Consider the following 24865-nt stretch of genomic DNA (forward strand, 5'->3'; position numbering starts at 1 on the left):
AGGAGAGCGAAAATGCCGTATGGTTATAACGGAAAAATCCTGGTGGTTGACCTGACTGCGGGCACGTGGTCCGTGGATGAACACGATGAAACATGGTACCGCACCTACTGGGGCGGCGGTGCCCTGGCCAGCTGGTACATGCACAAATTCATCCCGACGAAGACCGATCCCCTCGGTCCGGAAAACGTTCTCATTTTCGCGGCCTCGGTGCTCTGCGGCTGCGGCATGTCGGGTTTCAACCGCTACACGGTGGCGGCCATGAGTCCCCTGACAGGGGGCTTTGGCGAATCCGAAGCGGCCGGATATTTCGGCCCGGAGATGAAGCACGCCGGCTTTGACGCCGTTGTCTTCAAGGGCAAATCGTCCAAACCCGTTTATCTGTGGATCAACAAGGGGCAGGTCGAACTGCGCCCCGCCGGTCAGCTTTGGGGCATGGAAAACGCGCCGTTCCTGGACGCCGTCCGCGAGGAACTGGGCGACAAGAAGATCCGCATCGCCTCCATCGGGCCCGCCGGCGAGAAGATGAGCCGCCTGGCCTGCATCATCAACGAACTGGCCCACGCCAACGGCCGCAGCGGCATGGGCGCGGTCATGGGCTCCAAGAATTTGAAAGCCGTCATCGTGCGCGGAGAGGAAGGCGGCATCGAACTCGCCAACCCCGAGGCCTTCAAGGAACTCAATCTGTTCCACCGCAAGCGCATCGGCGAACACATGCCAAACGTCGGCATGCGCAAGTTCGGCACGGTCCAGCACATGATGGCCCAGCAGAACTCCGGCATCCTGCCGACCCGCAACTGGAAGGACTGCCAGTTCGAAGACGCGGCCAAGCTCGGCTGGGAAGGCTACGAAAAAGTCTTCGACGGCAACCACACCTGTTACAAATGCACCGTGGCCTGCAAGCGCAAGGTCAACAACATCGCCGAAAAGCGCTACGGCGGACCCGAGTACGAAACCCTGGCCGCCCTTGGTTCCATGTGCGGCGTGGGCGATCTGGACGCGGTTTGCCGGGGTCACGAGCTCTGCAACGCCATGGGCCTTGATACCGTAGGGGCCGGAGCCGCCGTGGCCTTTGCCATGGAACTGGCCCAAAAGGGCATCCTCGACGCCAAGGACATGGGCGGACGGCTGATCACCTTCGGTGACGGCGCGGGCATGCTCGAACTGCTGGGCAAAATCGCTCGCCGTGAAGGACTTGGCGACATCCTCGCCGATGGTGTCAAACGTGCGGCCGAGCGCATCGGCAAGGGCTCCGAGGAATACGCATTCCACGTCAAGGGACAGGAACCGGCCTTTCATGATCCGCGCGGCAAGACCGGCGTGGGCCTTGGTTTTGCCCTGTCCCCCACGGGCGCGGACCATATCGAGGCCCCGCATGAGGTCCCCTTCCAGGGTGAAGGCGTGAAACTCGTCAACCCGCTCGGCATCATCGTGGCCCCCAAGGCTCTGGACAACGGCCTGGGCAAAGTGCGCTACTTCATCGCGGGTGAAAAGACCTGGGCCATGAACAACACGCTCGGCATCTGCAATTTCGTGGTCGCGCCCCTCTTCGCGCTGAGTTACGCCAAGCTGTGCGAAGTCGTCGAAGCGGTGACGGGCTGGTCAACCAGCCTGCACGAACTCATGCTCGTCGCGGAGCGCTCCATGGTCCTCGCACGCATGTTCAACATACGGGAAGGCATGGACAGCAAGGACGACACACTGTTCCGCCGCATGTTCGAGCCTCTGCCGGAAGGCCCCCTCAAAGGCACGACCATTGATCCGACGGAATTCAAGAACATGCTGGGCATGTATTATGCCATGATGAACTGGACTGAAAAAGGCATCCCGCGTGAAGGGGCTCTCTACAACCTGAGCCTCGATTGGCTGAATTAGCCGCACAGATGGACGAACGCATGCGCATCAGCCTGACCCTGGAGGCCATCCTCGCCAAATACGCGCCGGAAAACCCGGAGGCATACGAAATTCCCGGCCCCCTGACGGTGGAGGAACTCATCCTCCACCTGGGCATTCCCGAGGATCTCGTCATGTTTGTCATCGTCAACGGACAGATGGCGCCCCTGAAGACACGGCTGCAGGACAATGCGTCCGTATCCCTGTGTCCTTACATATGCGGAGGCTAGCATCATGAACATCACGCTTAAATACGGGTCCCAGTACAGGGATCTCGAACTGCCGGACGACTCGGACGTCACGATAATGAAACCGCGGGATCTTCCGGTCCTCGACGATCTTGGCCTCGCCCTCGATGATGCCCTGGATCATCCCATCGGCACGCCGCCGCTGGAAGGCAGACCCAGACCGCAAAGCGTCGCCATCGCCGTACCCGACGAGACCAGACCGGCGCCCCTGAAGGCCCTTCTGCCCGTCCTGCTGGACCGCTTGTTCCGCATCTGGCCGGACCTTGATCCGGCCGGGGTGCGCATCGTCGTCGGCGGCGGCCTGCACCCGGCGCCCGACCAGGCCCAGCTGGCGCGCATCCTGCCCGAAGACCTGCGCGGCTGCACCGTGGTGTCCCACGACGCCCTGGCCTCGCCCATGACCAGCTTCGGCGTCACCAGCCGCGGCACGCCCGTGGAGATCAACGCCGCCTACGGCGAGGCGGAGCTCAAACTCGTCATCGGCATGATCGATCCCCACCAGTTCCAGGGCATGACCGGCGGGGCCAAGGGCGTGGCCATCGGCTGCGCCTCCGCAGCCTTGATCCAGCACAACCACAGCCTCATGTCGAGCCCCGAAGCCCGGGTCGGCAACATCCTCGATAACCCTACCCGCCTGGACATCAACGAAGCCGGACAGATGATCGGCATCGACCTGGCCATCAACGTCAGCCTCAACCCGGCCAAGCAGGCCGTCGCCCTTCTGGCCGGCGAGCCCGTGGCGGTCCTGAAGGCCGGGGCGGCCTTCTCCGAAAAGGTCTATGGGCTCCCCCTGGAAAAACCCTTCGACATCGTCATCGCCTCCTGCGGCGGCGACCCCAAGGACATCTGCCTCTATCAGGCCCAGAAAGGCCTCAACCTGGCCTCCCAGTGCGCCGCCGAAGGCGGGAAGATCCTGCTCCTGGCCGCCTGTACCCAGGGCGTGGGCGATGACCACTACCTAAACTATGTACGGCAGTTCGCCAGCCCCGAAGAACAGATGCGGGAATTCGAGGAGCGGGGCTTTCGCATGGGCGCGCACAAGGCCTTCCTGTTCAGCAGGACACTGACGCGCTTCACGGTGGTGGTGGACTCGAAGATGGACACCAAGGAACTGGCCGAATGCCATCTGAAGAAGGGCGATGCCCAGCAGACCCTGGACCGTTGGCTCGGAGACGTTCCGCCCGGTCCGAAACCACGCATCGCAGTGATCCCCAACGCCAACACGACCTATTTCTACAGGACCGCGCCATGAGCGGCAACGACGCGCTCATCCCGCTCCCGGATCACATCTACCTTGACAGGGCGGCCCAATCGGGCCGCAGCGTCCAGCAGGAAGTCGCCGCAGGCATCGAAAGCGGCGAGATGCCCATCCGCTACCAGCGCAACGCCGAGACCATCCGTCCCATGGAACAGGCCACTCTGGCGCGCTCCCGGATTCTCCTCGTTGGCTGTGGAGGACTTGGCGGACATGTGCTGGAATTTCTGGTCCGGGCCGGAGTGGGCACCATCCTGGCCTGCGACCCGGACCGGTTCGACCTCACCAACGCCAACCGGCAGGTGCTGGCAACCTCGGACAACTTGGGCCGGACAAAGGTCGAGGTCGCGGTTGAACGCGCCGAGCGGATAAATCCCCTGGTCAGAGTGGTGCCCCTGGCCACGGATTTCCGGAAAGAAGAATCCCCGGCCGCCGACCTCGTCGTCGATTGCCTCGGCGGGGCGGAGTGCCGGAGGGATTTGCAGCGTTTGGCCACGGAAGCGAAAGTGCCGCTCGTTTCGGCCGGAATTTCGGGCTGGACGGCCCTCGTTAGCACGACATGGCCCGGCGAGACGGGACTGGCGGAATTCATGAACGAAAAACAGGCGGGCAGCGAACTCGTTCAGGGCGTTCCGAGCCCGGTGGCCGGTTTCGCGGCTTCGCTGCAGGCCACGGAAGTGCTGCGAATTCTGACCGGCCACATTCCGGCCCTGCGCGGCAGCCTGCTGTTGGCCGACCTGTCCGAAATGCGCTTCTCCTCCATCAGCCTGCAGACAGGCCTGGATTTCTCGATCTGATCCACAGGTCGGTCCATCCCAGGCAGGACAGACCTCTCTTCGCTCGCGTCACCGCGCCCCGTTTTTCGAAGCCGAAGCATCTATCCCCAGCTTGAGCATGCGCCTCTGCAGCGTCGAACGCGACAGGCCGAGCATCTTCGCCGCGCCCTTGGGCCCGGAAATGACGCCGCCGGAGCGGAACAGGGCCTCTTTGATATGCTGCCGCTCCACCTCCTCAAGACTGCAGCTCGAAGGGGGCATCGGCGGTGCCGGAAGGGACTCAGGCGACGCCTGCGGATAAGCCAGCGCATCCGTACGCAGCGCATCCTGGACATCCTGGCGACTCAGCTTTCCGGAAAGCCCATGCTTTATGAGCAGGGTGCTGATGACATTTCGCAATTCGCGGGCATTGCCCGGCCAGCAGTGCGTCTGGAGTTGGTGCAGCAGATCCTGGGATAGCTGGATTTGCGGCAGGGAGTACTGCGAACAGAGCTGGCTGACAAAATAGCTCGACAATGCGGGGATGTCTTCAATCCTGTCGCGCAGGGGCGGAATCTCCAGCGTGCAGGACGACAGTCTGTAGTAAAAGTCGCTGCGCACCTTCCCCTGCGTGACGGCCTCGCGCATCTTGACGTTGGTCGCGGCGATAATCCGGGCATCGACGGAAAAAGACACGCTTTCCCCGACCCGCTCGAAACAGCTGTCATCGAGGACATGCAGCAGCTTGCTCTGCATTTCCTGATTGAGTTCGGCGATCTCATCCAGAAACAGCGTCCCCTGGTGGGCCAGCTCGAACCGGCCGACGCGTTTCGTCGCCGCCCCGGTGAACGCCCCCTTGGCATGGCCGAAGAGTTCGCTCTCAAAAAGCGTCGAGGCCATGGCCGGACAGTTGACCTTCACGAACTGCTTCTCGCGGCGCTGGCTGCGGCAATGTATGTAATGGGCCAGCCGCGACTTGCCGGTTCCCGTCTCTCCGAGGATAAGCACGGGAATATCCAGCACCGCCACGGCGTGTACCCTGGCCATGAAGCGACGCATGGACTGGCTTTCGAAAAAGAACGTCTCGCTCTCACCCGTCTCGCCGGTGTACGGAACCTGATTCAGGCTGGCGCCCTGTTCAAGGTGCTCCATGGCCAGAAGCGCCCCCAGGCCCGCGGCCACATAGGGGGAAAGCTCCAGCAAGAACTCCATGATCTCGTAGAGGTTCTCCGGTTTCTTCCGGAAGGAGCAGTGCAGGGTGCCGATGATCTTGTCGTTGAGGATGAGCGGAAAAGCCATGGTCGTGGTCAGACCCGCCTCGGCCATGGGATGGAGCATGGATTCCACGAAATGCTGCGAAACGTCGGTGATGACGACAGGCTTGCGCGACTCGATGACATGCCCGGCGACGGTGGTCTTCTCGGCCTTGCGAATCGGGGAAAGGGAATTGATGACCGCTCCCTCCGCAGCGGTGAAGTAGCTCAGCAGCTCGCTGTTGGGATCGTAGAGGTTGATGCAAAGACGGTCAAAACTGAATTGCTGGCGGAAAAGCCGAGACAGGTTCTGCAGAAACAGGTTGCGCGAAGAGACCTTGCCCAGGGACGAGACAAGCTCGCGGCCCATGGCCTGCGCACCGATCATGCGCGACGAGTGCGTCCTCATATTTGTTGCCGAATCCATGCTCCGAGTCCCCCTCTCAAAATAAAGTGCTTCAGGTGCCCATCATTTGCCCAAATCCGGGCACATTGTCCAGCTACGCGCACGTCAGGATTGACCGCAGACGATCCGCCTCAGAAAAATTCTTTAATATCAAAATGTTATTTTTTTTATCAAAGACTATCTTTTTGGAATGCTCCTTGCTTGTACTTCTCCAGAAAGCATCAAGGCAGTGTGCGGATGATGCATATGACACATAAAAGAGTTTATACAACTCAATATTTGCAACAAAAATTTATTTTAATAGTGTTATTACAAATTCAGCTATTTTTCTGAGTTGATAACAAATCAATAATTGCAAACATTGAGACAGAATTGAGGCAGATCGAGGCCGTTATTTCGGTATAATACAGTCAATAATATTACTGTATTCCTCGATTCTACAATTTAACCGTTTTAGGAGGCATACATGGCTATCGATTTTTTGGTACACGAAGCCGCGGATGGCGTTGGGGTAGTGGTTGTTGAGGGCTTGAAAGCCAATCAGGAAATCACTGGCTGGGTCATGAAAGAAGACCAGACCATCAAAATCAAGATCATCAGCGACATCCCGATCGGACACAAGCTGGCCCTCAAAGATTTTGCCGCCGGAGATACAGTTTTCAAATACAATACCGACATCGGAAAGGTCGTGGCCCCCATCAAGAAAGGCGAACACTTGCACGTCCACAACGTCAAAACCAAGAGGTGGTAACTCATGCAGACTAAATTTTTCGGATACCGTCGTGAAAATGGCCGTGTGGGCATTCGTAACCATGTTGTCATCCTGCCCCTGGACGACCTGTCCAACGCCGCTTGCGAAGCGGTGGCGAACAACGTTCAGGGCACCATGGCCCTGCCGCACGCCTATGGCCGCCTGCAGTTCGGTGACGACCTGGACCTGTATTTCCGCACCTTGATCGGCACGGGCTGCAACCCGAACGTCGCCGCCGTCATCGTCATCGGCATCGAGCCGCAGTGGACCAATCGCATCGTCGAAGGCATCGCCAAGACCGGCAAGCCGGTTGTCGGTTTCGCCATCGAGCAGAACGGCCAGTACAACACCATCTGCTCCGCCTCCCGCAAGGCCCAGGAATTTGTGCAGATGGCCACCGAATACCAGCGCACCGAGTGTGACGTAAGCGAACTGTGGGTCTCCACCAAGTGCGGCGAATCCGACACCACCTCCGGCATCGCCACCAACCCCACCGTCGGCAACGCCTACGACAAGCTGTATGAAAAGGGCTCGACCCTGCTCTTCGGCGAAACCACGGAACTGACCGGCGGCGAGCACCTGGTGCTCGAACGTTGCGTCAACGACGAAGTGCGCAAGGATTTCCAGTTCTATTTCGACCGCTATGCCAAGGTTGTCGACGACCACAAGACCAGCGACCTGTCCGACTCCCAGCCGACCAAGGGCAACATCGAGGGCGGACTGACCACTATCGAGGAAAAGGCCCTCGGCAACATCCAGAAGATCGGCCGCAAGGCCCCCGTTGTCGGTTGCCTGGAAAAGGCCGTCGCCCCCACCGGCCCCGGCCTGTGGTTCCAGGATTCCTCCTCGGCCGCCGCTGAACAGGTCACCTTGTGCGCCGCTTCCGGCTTCGTGGTTCATCTGTTCCCCACCGGCCAGGGCAACATCATCGGCAACCCGATCCTGCCCGTCATCAAGCTGTGCTCCAATCCCCGCACCCTGCGGACCATGTCGGAGCACTTTGACGTGAACGTTTCCGGCCTGCTGCGCCGCGAAATCAACATGGATCAGGCCGGCGACATGCTGCTCGAAATGATGATCCGCACGTGCAATGGCCGCATGACCGCCGCCGAAGTGCTCAATCATCGTGAATTCATCATCACCCGTCTGTACGAAAGCGCATAACCTCCTGAAAAATCCCCCTCTCCCGATTCATGCTGGGAGGGGGGGACAATTGCATGCCGCCATGGCGGCACTGAACATCGCAACGAATCGAATGAGAATGAACGAAATGTGCAGGAACAACTCAGTACAAAATACGACAGGCGGAAATTCAATTTCAGCCGTGCCTGTCATTACGGATAATAGCGCATAATGTAGGGATAAGCATATCGAATCTGCGCAAAGATCACTCGTACTGACTTTTTCTGCTGTTACCTTTTCAAGGGAAATGTTTCGCATGTCGCGAACATATAAATAGTGAACAAGGAGTTGGTATGAAATTGCGCAAAAGCATGTGTCTTTTCTTGATGGTGCTCTTTATCGGTCTTGCTGCCTCCGGTAGCGTCTTTGCCAAATACCCCGACAAGTCGATCAACATGATCATCGCCTTCACGGCTGGCGGCTCAAGCGACGTGCAGGCCAGGATCATGCAGAAGTACTGGAACAAGTACTCCGATCAGCAATGGGTCTTCATCTACAAACCCGGCGCCGGCGGAGCCATCGGTTTCGGCGAAATCGCCATGTCCAAGCCTGATGGCTACACCATCGGCGGCATCAACATCCCCCACCTCGTTCTCCAGCCCCTGGTCCAGAAAGCCCAATTCTCCCCCGATGATTTCGCCTACATCTGCCAGGTGGTCAACGACCCCCAGGCCGTGGCCGTGCGCAAGGACAGCAAGCTCAAATCCGTCAAGGACGTCTTCGAGTTCGCCAAGGCCAACCCCGGCAAGCTTAAAGTCGGCCTCGTCGGCCCCAACAGCGGCCATCACCTCATGTTTCTTGACGTGAAGGGCAAGTTCGACTTCCCGGTCACGGAAGTTTTCTACAAAGGCGCCGCGGACCAGAATGCCGCTCTGCTTGGCGGCGAAATCGACGTCATGTTCGGCAACCTGAACGACGTCATGCGCAGCCTGGAAGAGATGACCGTGCTGGGTCTGGCCGCTGAAAAACGCAACGCATTCCTGCCCGAGGTCTCGACCCTGCGCGAACTGGGCTACGACGTGGTCTCCGACATCCGCCGCGCTTATGTCGCACCCAAGGCCATCGACACGGCGCAGCTCGACTTCCTGCGCGAAACATTCAAGAAAATTTGTGAAGATCCCGAGTACCTGGCCGACATGAAGACCGCGGGTCAGCCGACAGAATACATGGATGGCGAGGCATTTGCCGTCTACGTCAAGGAGCAGAGCGAATTTGCCAAGACGTCCCTCGAAAAGGCCGGCCTGCTGAAGTAAGAGTACCCCTTCACGTATCGGGGGGGGCTCCCCTCCCCGATACTCTAAGGAGCAGCTGATGATGGAATTCATTTGGCCCGCCATCGGGCACCTTTTCGAGCCTCTCAACATTTTCCTCATGATCGTCGGGCTTACGGGCGGAATCATCGTCGGAGCCCTGCCGGGCCTGACCGCCACCATGGGCGTGGCCCTCATGGTCCCCGCCACCTTCGCCATGGACGCGACCAGCGGCCTGATCATGCTGGGCGCCATCTATGTGGGGGCGATCTATGGTGGCTCCAATTCCGCCGTTCTCATCTGCACGCCAGGCACCCCCTCTTCCGTGGCCACGACGTTTGACGGCTGGCCTCTTTGCAAGTCAGGCCACGCCGACATCGGGCTCTTCACCTCCCTGTTGTCGTCGTCCTTCGGCGGCATTGTCGGGACTGTCATGCTCCTGTTCCTGGCCGCGCCCCTTGCCCGCTTCGCCCTCCAGTTCGGCGGGCCCGAAAATTTCTGGCTGTGCATCTTCGGCTTGTCGACCATTGCGGTCATGTCGTCGGGCAACATGGTCAAAGGGCTTCTGGGCGGCGCGCTGGGTCTGCTTGTTTCCACTGTCGGCATCGACCCCAACGTCGGCGTGCCCCGCTTTACATTCGGATACTACCCCTTGGTGCAAGGGATAGAGGTCATCCCGGCCATGATCGGGCTGTTTTCCTTTTCGCAGGTGCTTTACCTGGTCGGGAGCCACAAACCGTTCCTGGCCGATTATGTGCCGACTCCCGGCGCGCTCAAAAAAGTTTTCCACGCACTGACCTCACGATGCAAAGTCATCCTCATGCGCTCCTCGATCATCGGGGGCCTGGTGGGCATGCTGCCCGGCGCCGGAGGTGAAATCGCCTCCATCATCGCCTACAACGAATCCAAGCGCTGGGACAAGCATCCGGAACGCTACGGAACCGGCGTCGTCGAAGGCCTCGCGGCCAGTGAAAGCGCCAACAATGCCGTTATCGGCGGCGCGCTCATTCCCATGCTGACCCTCGGCATTCCGGGCAGCGCCGTGGCGGCGGTCATCCTCGGCGCGCTTCTGGCCAAGGGCATCCAGCCCGGATTCAAGGTTTTCACCGCCACCGGCGACCTTGCGTACACATTCATCATGTCGCAGTTCGCAGTGAACCTGCTCATGATCCCGGTCGGACTGTTCCTGGCCCGGATCATGACAAAGTTGCTCAGCATCCGCCTGACTTTTGTCGCCATCGGCATCGTGGTCCTGTCCGTGATCGGCGCCTACGCCATTCGCAACAGCATGCTCGATGTCTGGATTGTCATCGTTTTCGGATTCATCGGGTATTTCTCGAACCTTGTGGGCCTCGATACCGGCGCCATGGCCCTTGGCATCATCCTTGGCCCCATGATCGAGGAAAACCTCGGCCGATGCGTTCATCTCTCAAAGGCTTCCGGCGGTTCCGTGATCGCTGTGTTTTTCGAAAGCCCCATCGCCGTGCTGCTCATGGCCCTCACCGCGCTGTCCCTGCTCACGCCGCTTTTTCTCGACTGGAAACGCAAGCGCATGGAGGCCAAATGCGCCTGCGCACCGACATCCTTGAAGGAGGGCCCCCCTCATGCGTAGCCGCACTTCCGATATTGCCGCCGGGCTGGCCACTCTTGCCGTTGCCGGCATCTTCCAGGCTCAAAGCGGGGACCTTGAAGGCGTAAGCCTGCTTTTCCCCAGGATGCTCATCATCTTCATGACCATTGGCGGCGTGTACGTTTTCGTATCCGGCCTTCTGACCCCCCGGGCACATGTCGACGAAGCCCCATGTGAACTCCCGCCAGAGGAACCGGTGGTTGTGAAACGCGTGGCGAGCATTGCCCTGGCCTCCATCGTGTACGTGGGCATCATCCCTGTGCTCGGATTTTATCCAGCCTCGGTGCTGTTCCTCTTCTGCATGGCCATGATCCTGAGCGATTCCAGCGTCACCACCGCCAGAAGGGCCCTGGCGTCGGCGATTTTCACCGTGGTGCTGTGTCTTGCCGTCTGGCTGGGATTTGCATTGCTCCTGGGTGTTCCGACACCGCAAAGCATGTTCTTCTAACCCTGCGCGCTCTGTTGTTACGACACCCCTGCCAGGCACGAATTCGAAATGTGCGTGGCGGGGGTGCATTTGGTCAAAGATGCCCGCAAAAATAAAATCGTAGCCGGCATATGTTCCTCAAGGCCTCTGAATATCAGTCTCTGCGCCCTTTTCCAGATTTGAAGGACACCCCGCGCGACTTGCCGATTTCAGAGAATGACCGTACGCGCTCCTGTACCACGCGGCACTGCCGAACCAAGTTTTTTCGCCCGAGTTCATGATTACGCTGCCAATTAACGTTTACGGAGAGATATATGTCGCTGACCCCACCCAGCTTTGAAGACGTCGCCCGGGAGATTCAGGGCAAGAAGATTCTTGTCGCCAACCGGGGCATCCCTGCTCGCAGAATTGTCCGCTCCATCAAGGAAGTCTTTGGGGCCGTGCCCATGATCACGGCCACGGATGTGGACAAGACCGCGCCCTTCACCGCCGGCGCCCAGGAGCTCCTGCATCTCGGAGAGAACCCGCGCGCATATCTGGACATCGACAAGGTCATCGCCATGGCCAAGGCCAGGGGCGTGGCGGCCATCCATCCCGGATGGGGATTCGCCTCCGAGGACGAGTCCTTCCCCTCCAAATGCGCCGACGCGGGCATCATCTTCATCGGCCCCACCTCCGAGGCTATGCGTCTTCTGGGCAACAAGGTGCAGGTCCGGATGCTGGCCCAAAAGCTGGGCATCCCTGTCGTGCCGGGCTCCGATGGGGCTGTTTCCGTGGAGGAGGCCAAAGAGGTCGCCGCCCAGATCGGCCTGCCGGTCATGCTCAAGGCGGAAGGCGGCGGCGGTGGACGCGGAATCTACGAAGTGTTCAGCGAAGACCAGCTGGCCGACGCCTTCGTCAAGGCGTCCACCCTGGCCCAGGCCTCTTTCGGCAATCCGCGCCTGTATGTGGAGCGCCTGCTGACCTCCATCCGGCACATCGAAATCCAGGTCATCGCCGACAAATACGGCAACGTCTTCGCCTTCGACGAACGCGACTGCACGGTGCAGCGCAACCACCAGAAGCTGGTCGAGATCACCCCCTCCCCCTGGCCGGGCATGACCGAGGAGCTGCGCGACCAGCTCAAGGAGTATTCGCGCCAGCTGGTGCGCGCCGTGGGCTATCATTCCCTGTGCACGGTGGAATTTCTGGTGGACGCGACGGGCCGCGCCTACCTGATCGAGGTCAACACCCGCCTGCAGGTCGAGCACGGCATCACCGAATGCCGCTACGGCATCGACCTGGTCGAGGAGCAGATCGCCGTGGCCTTCGGAGCCCAGCTTCGTCTGAACGACGAGAACTGCAAGCCCCAGAGCCATGTCATGCAGGTCCGCATCAACTGCGAAGACCCGCAGCAGGACTTCAACCCCAATGCCGGACGCATCACCCGCTACATGTCCCCGGGCGGCCCCGGCGTGCGCGTGGATTCCTGCGTCTGCGCCGGATATGAATTCCCGTCGCAATACGATTCCGCCGCCGCCCTACTCATCGCCTACGGCCCGGAGTGGAGCAAAGTGCTCGGCATCATGGAGCGCGCCCTGGGTGAATACGTCATCGGCGGCATCAAGACCACGATCCAGTTCCACCGCCAGATCATCGCGCACCCCCGCTTCCGCGGCGGCGACTACGACACCAATTTCGTGGCAAGCGCTCCCGAGCTCATGAACTACATGGACAAGGAGTCCGAGGCCGTGCGCCTGTCCCGTCTGGTGGCCGAGATCTCGGCCCACGGCTACAACCCGCACGTCAAGCTCGGGGACTACCGCACCCGGGAAAGCAAGCGCATGGACCCCTTCAGGCCGTCCCTGCCCGGCGTCGAGCCCGAATACTATCAGTACCCCTACCCACGCGGAGACCGGGACGCGATCCTGTCGTACGTCCGCGATTCCGGCCACGTCCATTTCACGGACACCACCGCCCGCGACATCACCCAGTCCAACTCGGGCAACCGTTTCCGGCTGGCCGAAGACCGCATCATCGGCCCCTATCTGGACAACTGCGGGTTCTTCTCCCTGGAGAACGGCGGCGGCGCGCATTTCCACGTGGCCATGCTGGCCAACATGACCTACCCCTTCTCCGAGGCCAGGGAGTGGAACGAATTCGCGCCCAAGACCTTGAAGCAGCTGCTCATCCGCTCCACCAACGTGCTCGGGTACAAGCCCCTGCCGCGCAACATCATGCGCCGCGCCGGCAAGATGATCTGCGAGCACTACGACGTGTTGCGCTGTTTCGATTTCCTGAACCACATCGAAAACATGCGCCCCTTCGCCGAAATGGCCCTGGCTTCAAGCAAAAACATCTGGGAACCGGCCATCTCCCTGTCCTTTGCCAAGGACTTCGACGTGCCGCATTATCTGGGCGTGGTGCGGGAGATCATCGCCATGAACGCCGAGATTCTGGGCTGCTCCAGGGACGCGGCGGAAAAGACGTTCATCCTGGGACTTAAAGACATGGCCGGGTCATGCCCGCCGATCTTCATGACCGAACTGGTCACCGCCATCCGCAAGGCCCACCCCGATCTGGTCCTGCACTACCACCGCCACTACACCGACGGCCTCTTTGTCCCGGCCGTGGCAGCGGCGGCCAAGGCCGGGGCGCACATCGTGGACACGGCCATCGGCGCCTCGGTGCGCTGGTACGGCCAGGGCGAGGTCCTCTCCACGGCGGCCTATATTGAGGAACTCGGGCTCAAGACCAATCTGAACAAGGACATGATCCGCACCACCGGTTTCGTGCTGAAGCAGATCATGCCCTACTACGACCGCTACACGGCCCCCTACTTCCAGGGCATCGACTACGACGTCATCGAGCACGGCATGCCCGGCGGCGCGACGTCCTCGTCCCAGGAAGGGGCCATGAAGCAGGGCTACATCCACCTCTTGCCCTTCATGCTCAAGTTTCTGGCCGGAATCCGCAAGATCGTGCGCTACCACGACGTGACCCCGGGCTCCCAGATCACCTGGAACACGGCCTTCCTGGCCGTGACCGGCGCCTACAAGCGCGGCGGGCGGCGAGGCCTGCGCAAGCTTCTGTCCGTGCTGGACCAGGTGGTCACGCTGCCCGAAGAGGCGCTGACCAACGAAATCAGGACCGAGCGCCTGAATATCTATCAGGACGCCAACGACGCCTTCAGGAACCTGCTGCTCGGCAAGTTCGGCCGCCTGCCGCTCGGGTTCCCGCAGGACTGGGTCTATGAATCGGCCTTCGGCCCCGAGTACCGGGAGGCCATCGCCCGGCGCACGGAATGTTCCCCGCTGGCGACGCTTTCTGACATGGACGAAACCAAGGAGCTGCAGAGCCTGGCCGAACACATCGGACGCACCCCGACGGAAGAGGAACTGCTCATGTATCTGAGCCATCCCGGCGATGCCCTGACGACCATCAAGTTCGTGGGCCAGTACGGAGACTGCAACCGCCTGCCCCTGCACACATGGTTCGAAGGCATGGGAGCCGGAGAAGAGATCATGTTCAAGGATTCGGCAGGCAAGCATCATGTCCTGTGCATGCAGCACATCTCCCGCCCGGACGATCTGGGCATGAGCCTGGTCTCCTACACCCTGGACTCCGAATCCTTCACCCAGCAGGTCAAGGTGGCCGAAGCCACGGGCAAGAACGAGAGCGCGATAGAACTGGCCGACCAGCACGATCCCTATCAGGTCGGCTCGCCTTCCAGCGGAGATCTGTGGGTCATGCTCGTCAAACCGGGCGACATGGTCAAAAAGGGCGAGGAGCTCTTTAACATCTCCATCATGAAGCAGGAAAAATCGATCCTGGCCCCGGTGGACGGCATGGTCGAGCGCGTGCTCAAATTCGCCGACTATCAGGAAGACAAGAAGATGGTCCCGGTCAAGGAAGGCGAGCTGCTGGTCGTGCTTGTGCCGGCGCCCCGTAAATGTCCGACCTGCGCGGCTCCCGTGACCAGGGAAGAATTCAAGTTCTGCACCTCCTGCGGCCAGAAGGTATAAACGAGAGCGGGGAGCAAAAAGGCGTCGACCGGACGCTCTTTTTGCTCCCCTTTTTTTAGCACCCCGCACAGTTTGATGATTTTACGGACGCGGCGCCATCAGAGGATTTGAATCATGCCATCCCCGAAAAGCCCGACGCGCATTGAAGAGCCGGTCGATCTGGACGCAGCCCTTGCGGCGGCCCTCGAAGCCGCAGACGAGGCCTGCGCGATCCTTATCCAGGGACAGAGCCAACTCACCGAGGGCATGGTCAAGACCAAAAGTCCGGGAGACGTGACCACAATCATCGATCGTCGGGCCGAAGATGCCATCCGCAACCGCTTGCAGGCCAGGTTCCCCGAGTTCGCCTTCACCGGCGAAGAAGGCGGCGCCAGCGGCCAGTCGCGTTGCCGCTGGATCGTGGACCCGCTCGACGGGACCATGAACTACGTACACGGCTTTCCCTTCTATGCCGTCTCCCTGGCCCTGACCGTGGACGAGAGGATCGTCCTTGGTGTTGTCGCCGACCCGGTGCGCGGCGAGACCTTCTGGGCCGTGGCCGGTCGCGGGGCCTTTCTGGGCGGCAAGCCCATCACCGTTTCTCATGCGGACTCGATGGAAAAAGCGCTGGTGGGCACGGTCTTCCCGCCGCCATCCTGGCCGGGACGGGACGACTACCTGAAACGATTTTGCCGGGTCGCCTCGCACGCGGCCGGTGTGCGCCGGGCCGGGGCCGCAGCCCTCGACCTGGCCTACGTCGCGGCCGGGAGACTGGACGCTTTTTTCGTGGAAAGCCTCAAGGCCTGGGACATCGCGGCCGGGATGCTGCTTGTCACGGAAGCGGGGGGACAGGTCTCGGACATTTTCACGGCAAAACCACCGCTGCAAACAAACCGGCTCGCCGCCGCAAACGCCCATCTCCTGCCCCCATTACTTGAACTCCTTCGCCGAAAAGACTGAAAAACCGCCCATTCACCCCTTGTCCTCTCGGCAGCCGGAAGCCGAGGTGGGCCAAGACCTGCGATTGCTTTCACTTCTGCTTTTTATTTCATCAATGATAGAGAAAAACAGAATCTCTGATACAAGAAGAGTTTCCACTTCACTTTGCTGACATTTACCCCAAAGGGTGTTACAAGGGCATTTACGGATGTCATACTGTGCCCCCATCCATCCTACACGACATCAACAAACCGCATGGCCTGCAGAATTCCTTGACCGGGCTATTTTTTTGGATATTCGGGAGCCATATTTCACGGCATCTTGAAAACACCCTGACTTTCTGCCTCCGCCGGATCACCGCGCCTTCGAAGAGTTGAGCCAAGATCATGAGCATCAAGCGATGGGTGCAAAGGCATTAAGGGGGACCATTTTCAAGGCGGCGATCTGTTTTTACCGTGGCAAACTCGGCCTGTATCCGACATCATTTTGAACACGTTCACCACAGAGTTTCTGCCAGAACACAAATAAGAAGAGCATGAATTCAAAATCCAAGCAAAAAGGCTCGCCACCCCTGAGCCACGAATCCGTACCGCCAGCGCACGAATCTGCGGGACCCCCTATACCCATTGTCGGAGTTGGAGCTTCCGCCGGTGGATTGGAAGCCCTGGAGCAATTTTTAGGGCACGTGCCTGAAAAAAGCGGAATGGCCTTTGTCATCGTCCAGCACCTCGATCCGACGCGCAAGGGCCTCCTGCCGGAACTGCTGCAGCGCGCCACCGCGATGCCGGTGCATCAGGTCAGGGACAGGATGCCGGTCGAGGCGGACTGCGTGTACGTAATCCCGCCCAACCATGACATGTCCATCCTGCATGGCGTGCTGCATCTGTTCAAACCGGCCGCGCCTCGCGGCCTGCGCCTGCCCATCGACTTTTTCTTCCGCTCGCTGGCAGAGGACCAGCAGGAGCGAAGCATCGGCGTCATCCTGTCCGGCATGGGCTCCGATGGCACGCTCGGGCTGCGGGCCATCAAGGAAAAGGCGGGGCTGGCCCTGGCGCAGGACCCCGCCTCGGCCAAATTCGACAGCATGCCCAGAAACGTCATCAATGCCGGGCTGGCCGATCTGGTCGCTCCGGTGGAAGAATTGCCCGCAAAGCTGCTCGACCTGATGCGCCATGCACGGGTTGTCACCGCGTTTGTCCCCTCGCTTGAGGAAAAAACCCAAAGCGGCCTCGAAAAAATCGTCCTCCTGCTGCGCACGAAGACCGGCCATGACTTTTCCCAGTACAAGAAGAACACCTTGTACCGTCGCATCGAACGGCGCATGAGCATTCACCAGATCGACGGGATCATGTCCTATGTCCGCTTTCTGCAGGAAAATTCCCAGGAAACCGAGATTCTGTTCAGGGAGCTTCTGATCGGAGTGACCAGCTTTTTTCGCGATCCGGCGACATGGGAGCATCTGCAAAAAAACGCTCTCCCGCTTCTGCTGAAGTCGTGTCCGCCGAATGGCATTCTGCGGGCCTGGACACCGGGCTGCTCCACAGGGGAGGAAGCCTATTCGCTGGCCATGGTCTTCAGGGAGACCGTGGCTCACGTGGCGCCGGAGTCGGGCATCAAGCTGCGCATCTTTGCCACGGACCTGGACAAGGACGCCATCGACAAGGCCCGCCGCGGCCTCTATCCGCCAAATATCGCTGCGGATGTTTCCGCCGAACGGCTGGATCAATTTTTCGTTCATGACGAACACGGTTATCGCGTCGGCAAAGATATCCGGGAAATGATCACCTTCGCCACGCAGAATGTCATCATGGACGCCCCGTTCACCAGGCTTGATATCCTCATCTGCCGCAATCTCCTGATCTATCTTGCGCCGGAGTTGCAGCAGAAGCTGCTGTCACTTTTTCATTACAGTCTGAATCCGGATGGAGTCCTGTTTTTGGGAAGTTCGGAATCGATCAACTCCAGCACCGATCTCTTTGCTCCGATAGACAGCAAATCAAGGCTGTTTAGACGACGCGAATCAATCCCGACGGCCGCAAAGATTGCATTCCAGCCTTCATTCGTCCCGGTCTTGCCGGGCATTTCACAGGAGACCACAATGCTCAAACCGGCGGTCAATATCCAGTCTCTGGCGGATCAGGTGCTGTTGCAGCACTTTTCACCGCCCGCCGTGCTGGTCAACAGCAAGGGGGATATCCTCTACATCAGCGGCAGGACGGGCAAATACCTTGAACCGCCGGCGGGCAAGGTCAATTGGAATATCCACGCCATGGCTCGGGAAGGACTGCGCTTCGACCTGGGGGTCGCCTTTCAAAATGCCCTGAGGCAGAAGAAGGCGGTCACGGTCAAGGGACTCAAAGTCACAGAAGGTGAAACGGTTCAGACCGTGGACCTCACCGTGCAGGAAATTCAGGAACCTGCGGCCCTGCGCGGCATGGTCATGGTCATCTTCACCGACGTGGCGACCCCTCCAAAACAAAAAAAAGCACGCCGTTCAAAACCTGGCGATGCAGGAAGCGTTAAGGTCACGGAGCTGGAACAGGAGCTGTATCAATGCCGCGAAGAACTTCGGACCACACGCGAAGAAATGCAGGCTTCACAGGAAGAACTCAAATCCTACAACGAAGAGATGCAGTCTACAAACGAGGAACTGCAGTCTACAAATGAGGAATTGACCACCTCTCGTGAAGAGATGCAATCACTCAATGAGGAGCTGCAGACGGTGAACGCCGAGCAGCAATCAAAGATGGACGAGCTCGCGCGGATCAATGACGACATGCGCAACCTGCTCAACAGCACGGAGATCGTCACGATTTTTCTCGACAACGACCTGCACGTCCGGCGCTTCACTCCCGGCGCCAACAAGATCTTCAAGCTCATCCCCGGCGATGTGGGCCGGCCCCTCTCCGATCTTGCCAGCGACCTGCTCTATCCCGAAATATCCGAGCAGGCGGCAGAGGTGCTCAGAACCCTGGCATTTTCGGAAAAACAGGTTTGCACCGCCGACGGTCGCTGGTATGTGGTGCGCATCATGCCCTACAGAACCATGCAAGACATTATCGCAGGCCTGGTCATGACCTTCACGAACATCACCGTGGCCAAGGAGCTCGAAAGGAAACTGCGCGCAGAGAATGACGAGCTCAGGCTTCGGCTCGGCGCAGGAGGATCATCATGAACACGCCCAAAAATCGGAAAAAATCCGCTCCCGGGCTGACGCAGCCTACGGACAAACCGGCGCGCGGCGATACTGCCGGCACTCGTTCCCTGCTGCCCGAAATCGAGATGAAGCGGCTCGTGCAAGAGCTTGAGGTCCACCAGGTCGAACTGGAGATGCAGAACGAAGAACTGCGTCAGACCCAAGAAGCGCTGGAGACCTCGCGCAATGCCTTTGCCGAACTTTATGACTTCGCTCCTGCGGGCTATTTTTCCTTTGACCCGCAAGGATTGGTGCGCAGCGTCAACCTTCTTGGCGCCCAGTTGCTTGGCCTTGAACGGGAGCACCTGCTGGGCAAGCCCATGAGCCGGTGGATCCCCGACGCGGACGGACGGAAGGTTTTCTCTAAGCACTGCGCGGATGTTCTGCGCAGAGAGGGAAACGATATCTGCGAAATCTGGCTGCAGAGAGCTAACGGAATGAAATTCCACGCCCGTCTGCGAAGCATCGCCAAGGAGTCGGTCGAAGGAACGCACGGCGCCATCCGGTCCATGATCGTTGACGTGACCGAAGAGGAGAAGCTGAAGATTGCTCTGCAAAACGCACATGGCGAGCTTGAGCAGAAGGTCATGGAGCGAACACGTGAACTGCTCCTGACCAACAAGCGTCTGGTGCTGGAAATCGGCGTGCGCAAAGACACGGAAGAATCGCTGCGCATGGCGATCAAGGAAATCAAGCAGCTGAAAGACCGCCTCCAGGCCGAGAACATCTACCTGCAGCACGAGGCTGCCCAAAAATTCAACTTCGGCGAAATCATCGGCCAGAGCAGCGCCATCGCGCATGTTTTCGACAAGATCGAGCAGATCGCATCCCAGAATACGACCGTGCTTCTCCAAGGCGAGACAGGGTGCGGCAAGGGGGTCGTAGCGCGGGCCATCCATGCCCGGAGTGCCCGCAAGGATCGGGCGATGGTCACCATCAACTGCACGGCGTTGCCGGCAAACCTCATTGAAAGCGAACTCTTCGGGCGCGAAAAAGGAGCCTTTACCGGAGCCAGCGCCCGGCAGATGGGACGCTTCGAGCTTGCCGACGGAGGAACCATCTTTCTGGATGAAATCGGCGAGATGCCGATGGAACTGCAATGCAAGCTCTTGCGGGTGATTCAGGACGGCGAGTTCGAGCGTCTGGGGAGCCCGCGTACCATCAAGGTCGACGTGCGGATCATCGCGGCCAGCAACCGCAAACTGGAAGAAGAAATCAAAAATGGCAGTTTCCGCGAGGACCTCTATTACCGGCTCAATGTCTTCCCCATCACCATCCCGCCGCTGAGGGCGCGCAAGGACGACATCCGCCTTCTCGTCAATTTTTTCGTCGCCAAGTTCAACAAGAAGATCGGCAAGAAAATTGAAACCATTCCCAAGGAAGCCCTCGAAGCGCTGGAAAATTACGACTGGCCCGGCAACGTGCGGGAACTGGAAAGCGTGATCGAACGGGCGATAATAATCAGTAAAGGTCCGTCATTGCAGATTCTGGATCAATTCAATACGTCGCCCAAACCCAGCGAAACGTCCGGCGCGGACGTCAAGGCTCTGGTGGACCTGGAGCGCGACCACATCATCCATGTGCTCCAGAAAACAAATTGGCGCGTCGAAGGGAAAAATGGCGCTGCGGCCATCCTCGACATCAATCCCAGCACGCTTCGAGCCCGCATGAGAAAATTCGGAATCAATCGCAACTCCATATAGTACGGCAAACACCTTTCTTTCATCCTCTCATTAAAGTCCGGTCAACCGGGGTAAGGCGCACTCCCCGGACCGGCCAATCCACCAGCGCGTTCCACAAAACCATCTTTTTTGCACGCCCCCTGCGTGCACTCAAACATCCATTTTCCCCACGCCGGATTCAGGCGACTATCCGGCTCGCGCAGACTGCCATATACGGCATTTTTGCATAATTTGACGATTTCCAGTGACGGATTTCTCATATCCGCGCTCACTTCAATTTTATTCATTCCTTAAAATCAAATAGTTACACACACGAAATCGCACGGTCTTTCGGGCACGAAAGTTGCGCTTCGAATTTTGCCAGAGTCCGCACAGACTTGGGTTAATGGAATTTTGGGCAGCGCATCCTGAACAGGGATGAGTGCGACCAATCAGTTTCTCTCCGGAACGGAACACTCCATGACTACCTGGTCGTATCGGACCAACAACAGGAGGCAGAAAAGTGTTACAAATCAGATCATCACCCACCGTTGAGTCTTTAGCCGAACTGACCGCACCGCATCAACCGCCGTGCCTGTCTTTGTACCAGCCGACGCATCGCCACGGCCCCGAAAACCAGCAGGACCTGATAAGATACCGCAACCTGCTGAAAATTTTCGAATCATCACTCAGTCTGAAATATCCAAAACCCGAGATCAGACACTTTCTGGAGCCGTTTGAAGAGCTCGCGCTTGATCACGAATTCTGGACTCAGACCCTGGATGGACTCGCCGTCTTTAGCAGTGCGGGCGTGTTTCGGGTGTTCCGACTCAGGCGACCGGTCGCCGAATTGGCCCTCGTGGCGGGCAGCTTTCACGTCAAGCCCTTACGACGTTTTTTGCAATTTGTCGGTCGCTACCAAATCCTCGGACTGAGCCTGACCGAAATCAAACTCTTCGAGGGCGATATTGGCACGCTGGAAGAGATTGAACCCGCCCAGGGAGTCCCGCGGACAATCACCGATGCTCTTGGCGCTGAGTTGACCGAACCGCATCAGACCGTTGCCTCGTACGGCGGCACGGGTGGAAGAAGCGGCCCCATGCGTCACGGCCAGGGCAGCAAGAAAGATGAAGCCGACAAGGATGCACAGCGTTTCTTCCGAGCCGTTGATCGCGCGGTGCTTGAACATCACTCGCGTCCCACCGGCCTTCCGTTGCTTCTGGCCGCCTTGCCGGAGCATCATCATCTTTTCCGAAGCATCAGTCATAACTCGCTCCTCATGAAAGATGGCCTCAATCTCAACCCCTTTGTCCTGACAACCTCCGAACTTCGCAAACGCGCACAAGCAATACTCGAACCGCAGTACCAGACCTGGCTGACCACGTTGCTTGACGAGTACATGGAAGCGCAGTCTCGCGGATTCGGCAGCGATGACCTGGGAGAGGTCTTGAGGGGAGCCGCGTCCGGACGAGTGTCGAAGCTCATGATCGCATCCGATCGCGAGATAGCCGGACGAATAGTAGGTGACGCGGGCAGCTACGAACTGTCGAACACAAACAAATCCGGCGCCAATGATCTGCTCGACGATCTGGGGGAGTTGGTGGACAAGATGGGTGGAAAGGTTCTGGTCATGCCGGCCGATCAGGTACCCGGCAAAACGGGACTGGCCGCCACCTTCCGATATTGAGCGGCGTGGACGGCTGACAGAAGCCGTCCTTTTGATGCGTCCACAGCGTGCATGCTGTCATATATTGCGGATACAGAACATATGATGGACCAAATAAATGGTTTTAGTGCGCAATATTTTCAGTCAAATTATTTAAATAATTAATTCAGCATATTAATTCGACCAAATTGTTGAAAATCAGCGGAACGCTTATTGCTCATATCTTTGCGTCCCCAACATCTAACAACAGAGGTGGATATGATAATTTTCAGATATTTTTCCGTTTTTTTGCTCGCAGGACTTCTCTTTACAGGAGCATCTTCCTGCTTTGCACAAGGCACAACAACCAGTCCTGCGCCGGATGTCGATGGATACGTCTGGATGAAGTCGACCGATCCGGAAAAAAAGGCATTCCTCTTCGGGGCGGGAACGGCCGTCGCCCTTGAATACCAGATGCGGGCAAAACGTTCGGAAGAGCCCTCCAAGTTCATCAAGGGCTGGATCGAGGCTTTTGACAACATGAGCTGGGCGGAAATGGCTTCCAGTCTCGACAAATACTATGAAGCAAACCCCGGCAAAACAGACAGGCTGGTATTTGATGTTCTTTGGCATGAAATGATCAAACCCAACCTGAAAAACTAAGGAATTGGATATGCAAAAAATACTTCTCGCTCTCATGATATTGATGCTTCTGAGTGCTTCCGCCTGTACGAATATGTCCCGTACGCAGCAGGGAGCCTTGTCCGGAGGTGCCATCGGAGCCGGCGCGGGCCTTGGGATCAGCGCCCTGACTGGAGGCTCCCTGGGAGCTGGCGCCCTGATAGGCGGCGCGCTGGGCGGTGTCGCAGGCGGCATTTACGGCAATCAGAAATAATGGCTTTCAACTGTGCAACACGCAAGGGAGTTACCATGAACGAATTCATTAAAAAGCACATGCCGGGCATAACACACGGCGTCTTTCTGCTCGTAATGCTGGCGATGATGTGCGTATGCGCAAGCGCCGCGCTGGCACGAACAGCTGAAGAGATCGACACGCACGCCGACATGACGCTGCAGCGTTTTTACAAAGAGGTAAACGGAGGCAAGGAGGTCGCACAGGAGGCGAAAGCGCTCCTCATCATGTCCGACGTCACCAAGGCCGGCTTTGTTCTTGGCGGTACCTACGGCCAGGGAGCCCTTCGCGTGCACGGCAAGACCACCGGATACTACAATCTCATCGCCGGGTCCTATGGGTTCACCTTTGGCGCGGAACAGATGGATATCATCCTTGCCTTCATGACCCAGAAAGCTCTTGACGACTTTATAAATATCGACGGCTGGGAAATCGGCGTCACCGGCAATGTGGCGTTCATCGACGTCGGCGGCGGCAAGAGGCTGGACACCACGTCGCTCAAAGATCCCGTCGTGGCCTTTGTCTTCAGTCCCGAGGGGCTGATGGTCGATGCTTCACTGAAAGGCGCGAAGTTCACGAAGCTCAATAAATAAATCGCCGTTGACCGCGCCAGGCAGGATCGCGTGCTCGCACGGCGCGATCCGGCCCTGCCGGGCAAGGAAGGAGAAAAATCATGGGCCTTATACTCATCATCATTCTGGTTCTTATACTTATCGGAGCCTTCCCGGCATGGCCGCACAGCAAAAGTTGGGGATACTATCCAAGCGGCGGGCTTGGGCTCATCCTTTTGATCGTGGTCATTCTGATGCTTATGGGAAGGATTTGAAGCACTGCCTGGAAGCCGCTTCAATTTGGCCGCCAGCTTAACACATGACGTCTTTTTCAAAGATTTGTAAAAATTTTGAGGGCCACCATGAACACACAACCGTCGACCGACGCAAACCTGCAATCCCTGATGAAAATGCTTGAAAGCAAAGATGGCCTGGTTCGCCAGAAAGCGCGGATAGCACTGGTGGAAATGGGCGACCCCGCCGTCATCCCCCTCTCGGAGGCACTCAAGCACTCGAAGCTGGACCATACCCGCTGGGGCGCCGCAAAAGCGCTGGGCGAGATCGTCGATGCCAGATCGATACCCGCCCTTGTGCACGCACTCGACGACACTGACGCCGACGTGGCCTGGCTTGCGGGGCTGGCCTTGAAAAAATTCGAAAAGGCCGCCTGGAGGCTCCTGCTGCAAAAGCTGATCGAAAACGGCGTGGATTCCGTGAGACGCCGCAGCGGAACACGTCATGTGTTCAGCGGTCAAAAGTCGGAAGGATTCAACGACCTGCTGGAAGAACTCATGACTGCCCTTGAGGACTCGGCGCTTCCGGAGGCGGGAGGAATCGTCGCGGGAGAAATTCTGAAGCGAATGAGGAGCGATGACGCGGATTGGGACTGAGATGCGTGGCCAAAGTATGAGTCACCATCCACTTCTAAGA

At 58.7% G+C, this 24865-nt stretch carries 21 protein-coding genes; 19 read left to right on the forward strand and 2 right to left on the reverse strand.

Features of this window, described 5'->3' with window-relative positions; all coding sequences use genetic code 11:
- Nucleotides 1–12 precede the first annotated feature (12 nt).
- Genes DBAC_RS10750 through DBAC_RS10765 form a run of 4 tightly spaced genes read left to right on the forward strand, consistent with a single transcriptional unit; the run spans nt 13 to nt 4190 of the window.
- Entirely contained in the window at nt 13–1872 is a 1860-nt protein-coding gene (locus DBAC_RS10750) for an aldehyde ferredoxin oxidoreductase family protein (protein WP_015774325.1), read from the forward strand.
- Nucleotides 1860–2120 (forward strand): MoaD/ThiS family protein, encoded by a 261-nt coding sequence (locus DBAC_RS10755; protein ID WP_228644874.1) that lies wholly within the window; start codon nt 1860–1862, stop codon nt 2118–2120. The genes DBAC_RS10750 and DBAC_RS10755 overlap by 13 nt, the downstream gene beginning before the upstream one ends.
- A gap of 4 nt (nt 2121–2124) precedes the next feature.
- On the forward strand, nt 2125–3390 hold the full coding sequence (larAH5, locus tag DBAC_RS10760) for a nickel-dependent malate racemase, LarAH5 family (protein ID WP_015774327.1): 1266 nt from the start codon (nt 2125–2127) through the stop codon (nt 3388–3390).
- Nucleotides 3387–4190 carry a HesA/MoeB/ThiF family protein gene (locus DBAC_RS10765; protein ID WP_015774328.1) on the forward strand — a complete coding sequence of 268 codons (804 nt, stop codon included), beginning with the start codon at nt 3387–3389 and terminating at the stop codon, nt 4188–4190. Before larAH5 ends, DBAC_RS10765 begins: the two co-directional genes overlap by 4 nt.
- A 48-nt stretch (nt 4191–4238) precedes the next feature.
- On the opposite strand, the gene DBAC_RS10770 is transcribed toward DBAC_RS10765, so the two are convergent.
- A complete protein-coding gene (locus DBAC_RS10770) occupies nt 4239–5789 on the reverse strand; it encodes a sigma-54 interaction domain-containing protein (RefSeq protein WP_228644876.1) in 1551 nt (516 codons plus the stop codon).
- 484 nt (nt 5790–6273) lie between these two features.
- Between DBAC_RS10770 and DBAC_RS10775 the strand changes: the two genes are divergently transcribed.
- The 9 genes from DBAC_RS10775 (at nt 6274) to DBAC_RS17935 (ending at nt 20868) form a co-directional block, all read left to right on the forward strand.
- Nucleotides 6274–6558 carry a UxaA family hydrolase gene (locus tag DBAC_RS10775; protein WP_015774330.1) on the forward strand — a complete coding sequence of 95 codons (285 nt, stop codon included), beginning with the start codon at nt 6274–6276 and terminating at the stop codon, nt 6556–6558.
- 3 nt (nt 6559–6561) lie between these two features.
- Nucleotides 6562–7722, forward strand: a complete 1161-nt coding sequence (locus DBAC_RS10780; protein ID WP_015774331.1) for a UxaA family hydrolase — start codon at nt 6562–6564, stop codon at nt 7720–7722.
- Nucleotides 7723–8033: 311 nt separating this feature from the next.
- On the forward strand, nt 8034–8993 hold the full coding sequence (locus DBAC_RS10785; RefSeq protein ID WP_015774332.1) for a tripartite tricarboxylate transporter substrate binding protein: 960 nt from the start codon (nt 8034–8036) through the stop codon (nt 8991–8993).
- A 58-nt stretch (nt 8994–9051) separates the two neighbouring features.
- On the forward strand, nt 9052–10602 hold the full coding sequence (locus DBAC_RS10790) for a tripartite tricarboxylate transporter permease (RefSeq protein ID WP_015774333.1): 1551 nt from the start codon (nt 9052–9054) through the stop codon (nt 10600–10602).
- Nucleotides 10595–11068, forward strand: a complete 474-nt coding sequence (locus DBAC_RS10795) for a tripartite tricarboxylate transporter TctB family protein (RefSeq protein ID WP_015774334.1) — start codon at nt 10595–10597, stop codon at nt 11066–11068. The genes DBAC_RS10790 and DBAC_RS10795 overlap by 8 nt, the downstream gene beginning before the upstream one ends.
- Before the next feature lie 293 nt (nt 11069–11361).
- Nucleotides 11362–15051 carry a pyruvate carboxylase gene (locus DBAC_RS10800; protein ID WP_015774335.1) on the forward strand — a complete coding sequence of 1230 codons (3690 nt, stop codon included), beginning with the start codon at nt 11362–11364 and terminating at the stop codon, nt 15049–15051.
- A 114-nt stretch (nt 15052–15165) separates the two neighbouring features.
- Nucleotides 15166–15990 (forward strand): inositol monophosphatase family protein, encoded by an 825-nt coding sequence (locus tag DBAC_RS10805; protein ID WP_015774336.1) that lies wholly within the window; start codon nt 15166–15168, stop codon nt 15988–15990.
- Nucleotides 15991–16504: 514 nt separating this feature from the next.
- Nucleotides 16505–19144, forward strand: a complete 2640-nt coding sequence (locus DBAC_RS10810; protein ID WP_015774337.1) for a chemotaxis protein CheB — start codon at nt 16505–16507, stop codon at nt 19142–19144.
- A complete protein-coding gene (locus DBAC_RS17935) occupies nt 19141–20868 on the forward strand; it encodes a sigma-54 interaction domain-containing protein (RefSeq protein WP_015774338.1) in 1728 nt (575 codons plus the stop codon). Before DBAC_RS10810 ends, DBAC_RS17935 begins: the two co-directional genes overlap by 4 nt.
- 41 nt (nt 20869–20909) lie before the next feature.
- Here DBAC_RS17935 and DBAC_RS19055 read toward each other — a convergent pair whose 3' ends face one another.
- The gene (locus DBAC_RS19055; RefSeq protein WP_143890894.1) at nt 20910–21134 is read right to left on the reverse strand and encodes a hypothetical protein; all 225 of its coding nucleotides are present in this window, start codon (nt 21132–21134) and stop codon (nt 20910–20912) included.
- 215 nt (nt 21135–21349) lie between these two features.
- Between DBAC_RS19055 and DBAC_RS10820 the strand changes: the two genes are divergently transcribed.
- The 6 genes from DBAC_RS10820 (at nt 21350) to DBAC_RS17940 (ending at nt 24825) form a co-directional block, all read left to right on the forward strand.
- Nucleotides 21350–22513 carry a baeRF3 domain-containing protein gene (locus tag DBAC_RS10820; protein WP_015774339.1) on the forward strand — a complete coding sequence of 388 codons (1164 nt, stop codon included), beginning with the start codon at nt 21350–21352 and terminating at the stop codon, nt 22511–22513.
- A gap of 192 nt (nt 22514–22705) precedes the next feature.
- A complete protein-coding gene (locus tag DBAC_RS19060; RefSeq protein WP_143890896.1) occupies nt 22706–23134 on the forward strand; it encodes a hypothetical protein in 429 nt (142 codons plus the stop codon).
- A gap of 10 nt (nt 23135–23144) precedes the next feature.
- Nucleotides 23145–23366: a YMGG-like glycine zipper-containing protein gene (locus DBAC_RS10830; protein WP_015774341.1), complete on the forward strand. Its 222-nt coding sequence runs from the start codon at nt 23145–23147 to the stop codon at nt 23364–23366.
- Between the two features lie 35 nt (nt 23367–23401).
- Nucleotides 23402–23977 carry a lipid-binding SYLF domain-containing protein gene (locus tag DBAC_RS10835; RefSeq protein ID WP_015774342.1) on the forward strand — a complete coding sequence of 192 codons (576 nt, stop codon included), beginning with the start codon at nt 23402–23404 and terminating at the stop codon, nt 23975–23977.
- Between the two features lie 80 nt (nt 23978–24057).
- Nucleotides 24058–24210: a DUF3309 domain-containing protein gene (locus DBAC_RS18420; protein ID WP_015774343.1), complete on the forward strand. Its 153-nt coding sequence runs from the start codon at nt 24058–24060 to the stop codon at nt 24208–24210.
- Nucleotides 24211–24297: 87 nt separating this feature from the next.
- Nucleotides 24298–24825, forward strand: coding sequence for a HEAT repeat domain-containing protein (locus tag DBAC_RS17940; RefSeq protein ID WP_015774344.1), 528 nt, complete (start codon nt 24298–24300; stop codon nt 24823–24825).
- Nucleotides 24826–24865 lie beyond the last annotated feature (40 nt).

This window comes from Desulfomicrobium baculatum DSM 4028 (assembly GCF_000023225.1).
Lineage (GTDB): Bacteria > Desulfobacterota > Desulfovibrionia > Desulfovibrionales > Desulfomicrobiaceae > Desulfomicrobium > Desulfomicrobium baculatum.

Bases quoted from the DNA above. Each gene is read 5' to 3' on its own strand.
- DBAC_RS10750 (WP_015774325.1), top strand. From the start codon at position 13: ATGCCGTATGGTTATAACGGAAAAATCCTGGTGGTTGACCTGACTGCG.
- larAH5 (WP_015774327.1), top strand. From the start codon at position 2,125: ATGAACATCACGCTTAAATACGGGTCCCAGTACAGGGATCTCGAACTG.
- DBAC_RS10765 (WP_015774328.1), top strand. From the start codon at position 3,387: ATGAGCGGCAACGACGCGCTCATCCCGCTCCCGGATCACATCTACCTT.
- DBAC_RS10770 (WP_228644876.1), bottom strand. From the start codon at position 5,789: ATGATCGGTGCGCAGGCCATGGGCCGCGAGCTTGTCTCGTCCCTGGGC.
- DBAC_RS10775 (WP_015774330.1), top strand. From the start codon at position 6,274: ATGGCTATCGATTTTTTGGTACACGAAGCCGCGGATGGCGTTGGGGTA.
- DBAC_RS10780 (WP_015774331.1), top strand. From the start codon at position 6,562: ATGCAGACTAAATTTTTCGGATACCGTCGTGAAAATGGCCGTGTGGGC.
- DBAC_RS10785 (WP_015774332.1), top strand. From the start codon at position 8,034: ATGAAATTGCGCAAAAGCATGTGTCTTTTCTTGATGGTGCTCTTTATC.
- DBAC_RS10790 (WP_015774333.1), top strand. From the start codon at position 9,052: ATGATGGAATTCATTTGGCCCGCCATCGGGCACCTTTTCGAGCCTCTC.
- DBAC_RS10795 (WP_015774334.1), top strand. From the start codon at position 10,595: ATGCGTAGCCGCACTTCCGATATTGCCGCCGGGCTGGCCACTCTTGCC.
- DBAC_RS10800 (WP_015774335.1), top strand. From the start codon at position 11,362: ATGTCGCTGACCCCACCCAGCTTTGAAGACGTCGCCCGGGAGATTCAG.
- DBAC_RS10805 (WP_015774336.1), top strand. From the start codon at position 15,166: ATGCCATCCCCGAAAAGCCCGACGCGCATTGAAGAGCCGGTCGATCTG.
- DBAC_RS10810 (WP_015774337.1), top strand. From the start codon at position 16,505: ATGAATTCAAAATCCAAGCAAAAAGGCTCGCCACCCCTGAGCCACGAA.
- DBAC_RS17935 (WP_015774338.1), top strand. From the start codon at position 19,141: ATGAACACGCCCAAAAATCGGAAAAAATCCGCTCCCGGGCTGACGCAG.
- DBAC_RS19055 (WP_143890894.1), bottom strand. From the start codon at position 21,134: ATGAATAAAATTGAAGTGAGCGCGGATATGAGAAATCCGTCACTGGAA.
- DBAC_RS10830 (WP_015774341.1), top strand. From the start codon at position 23,145: ATGCAAAAAATACTTCTCGCTCTCATGATATTGATGCTTCTGAGTGCT.
- DBAC_RS10835 (WP_015774342.1), top strand. From the start codon at position 23,402: ATGAACGAATTCATTAAAAAGCACATGCCGGGCATAACACACGGCGTC.
- DBAC_RS18420 (WP_015774343.1), top strand. From the start codon at position 24,058: ATGGGCCTTATACTCATCATCATTCTGGTTCTTATACTTATCGGAGCC.
- DBAC_RS17940 (WP_015774344.1), top strand. From the start codon at position 24,298: ATGAACACACAACCGTCGACCGACGCAAACCTGCAATCCCTGATGAAA.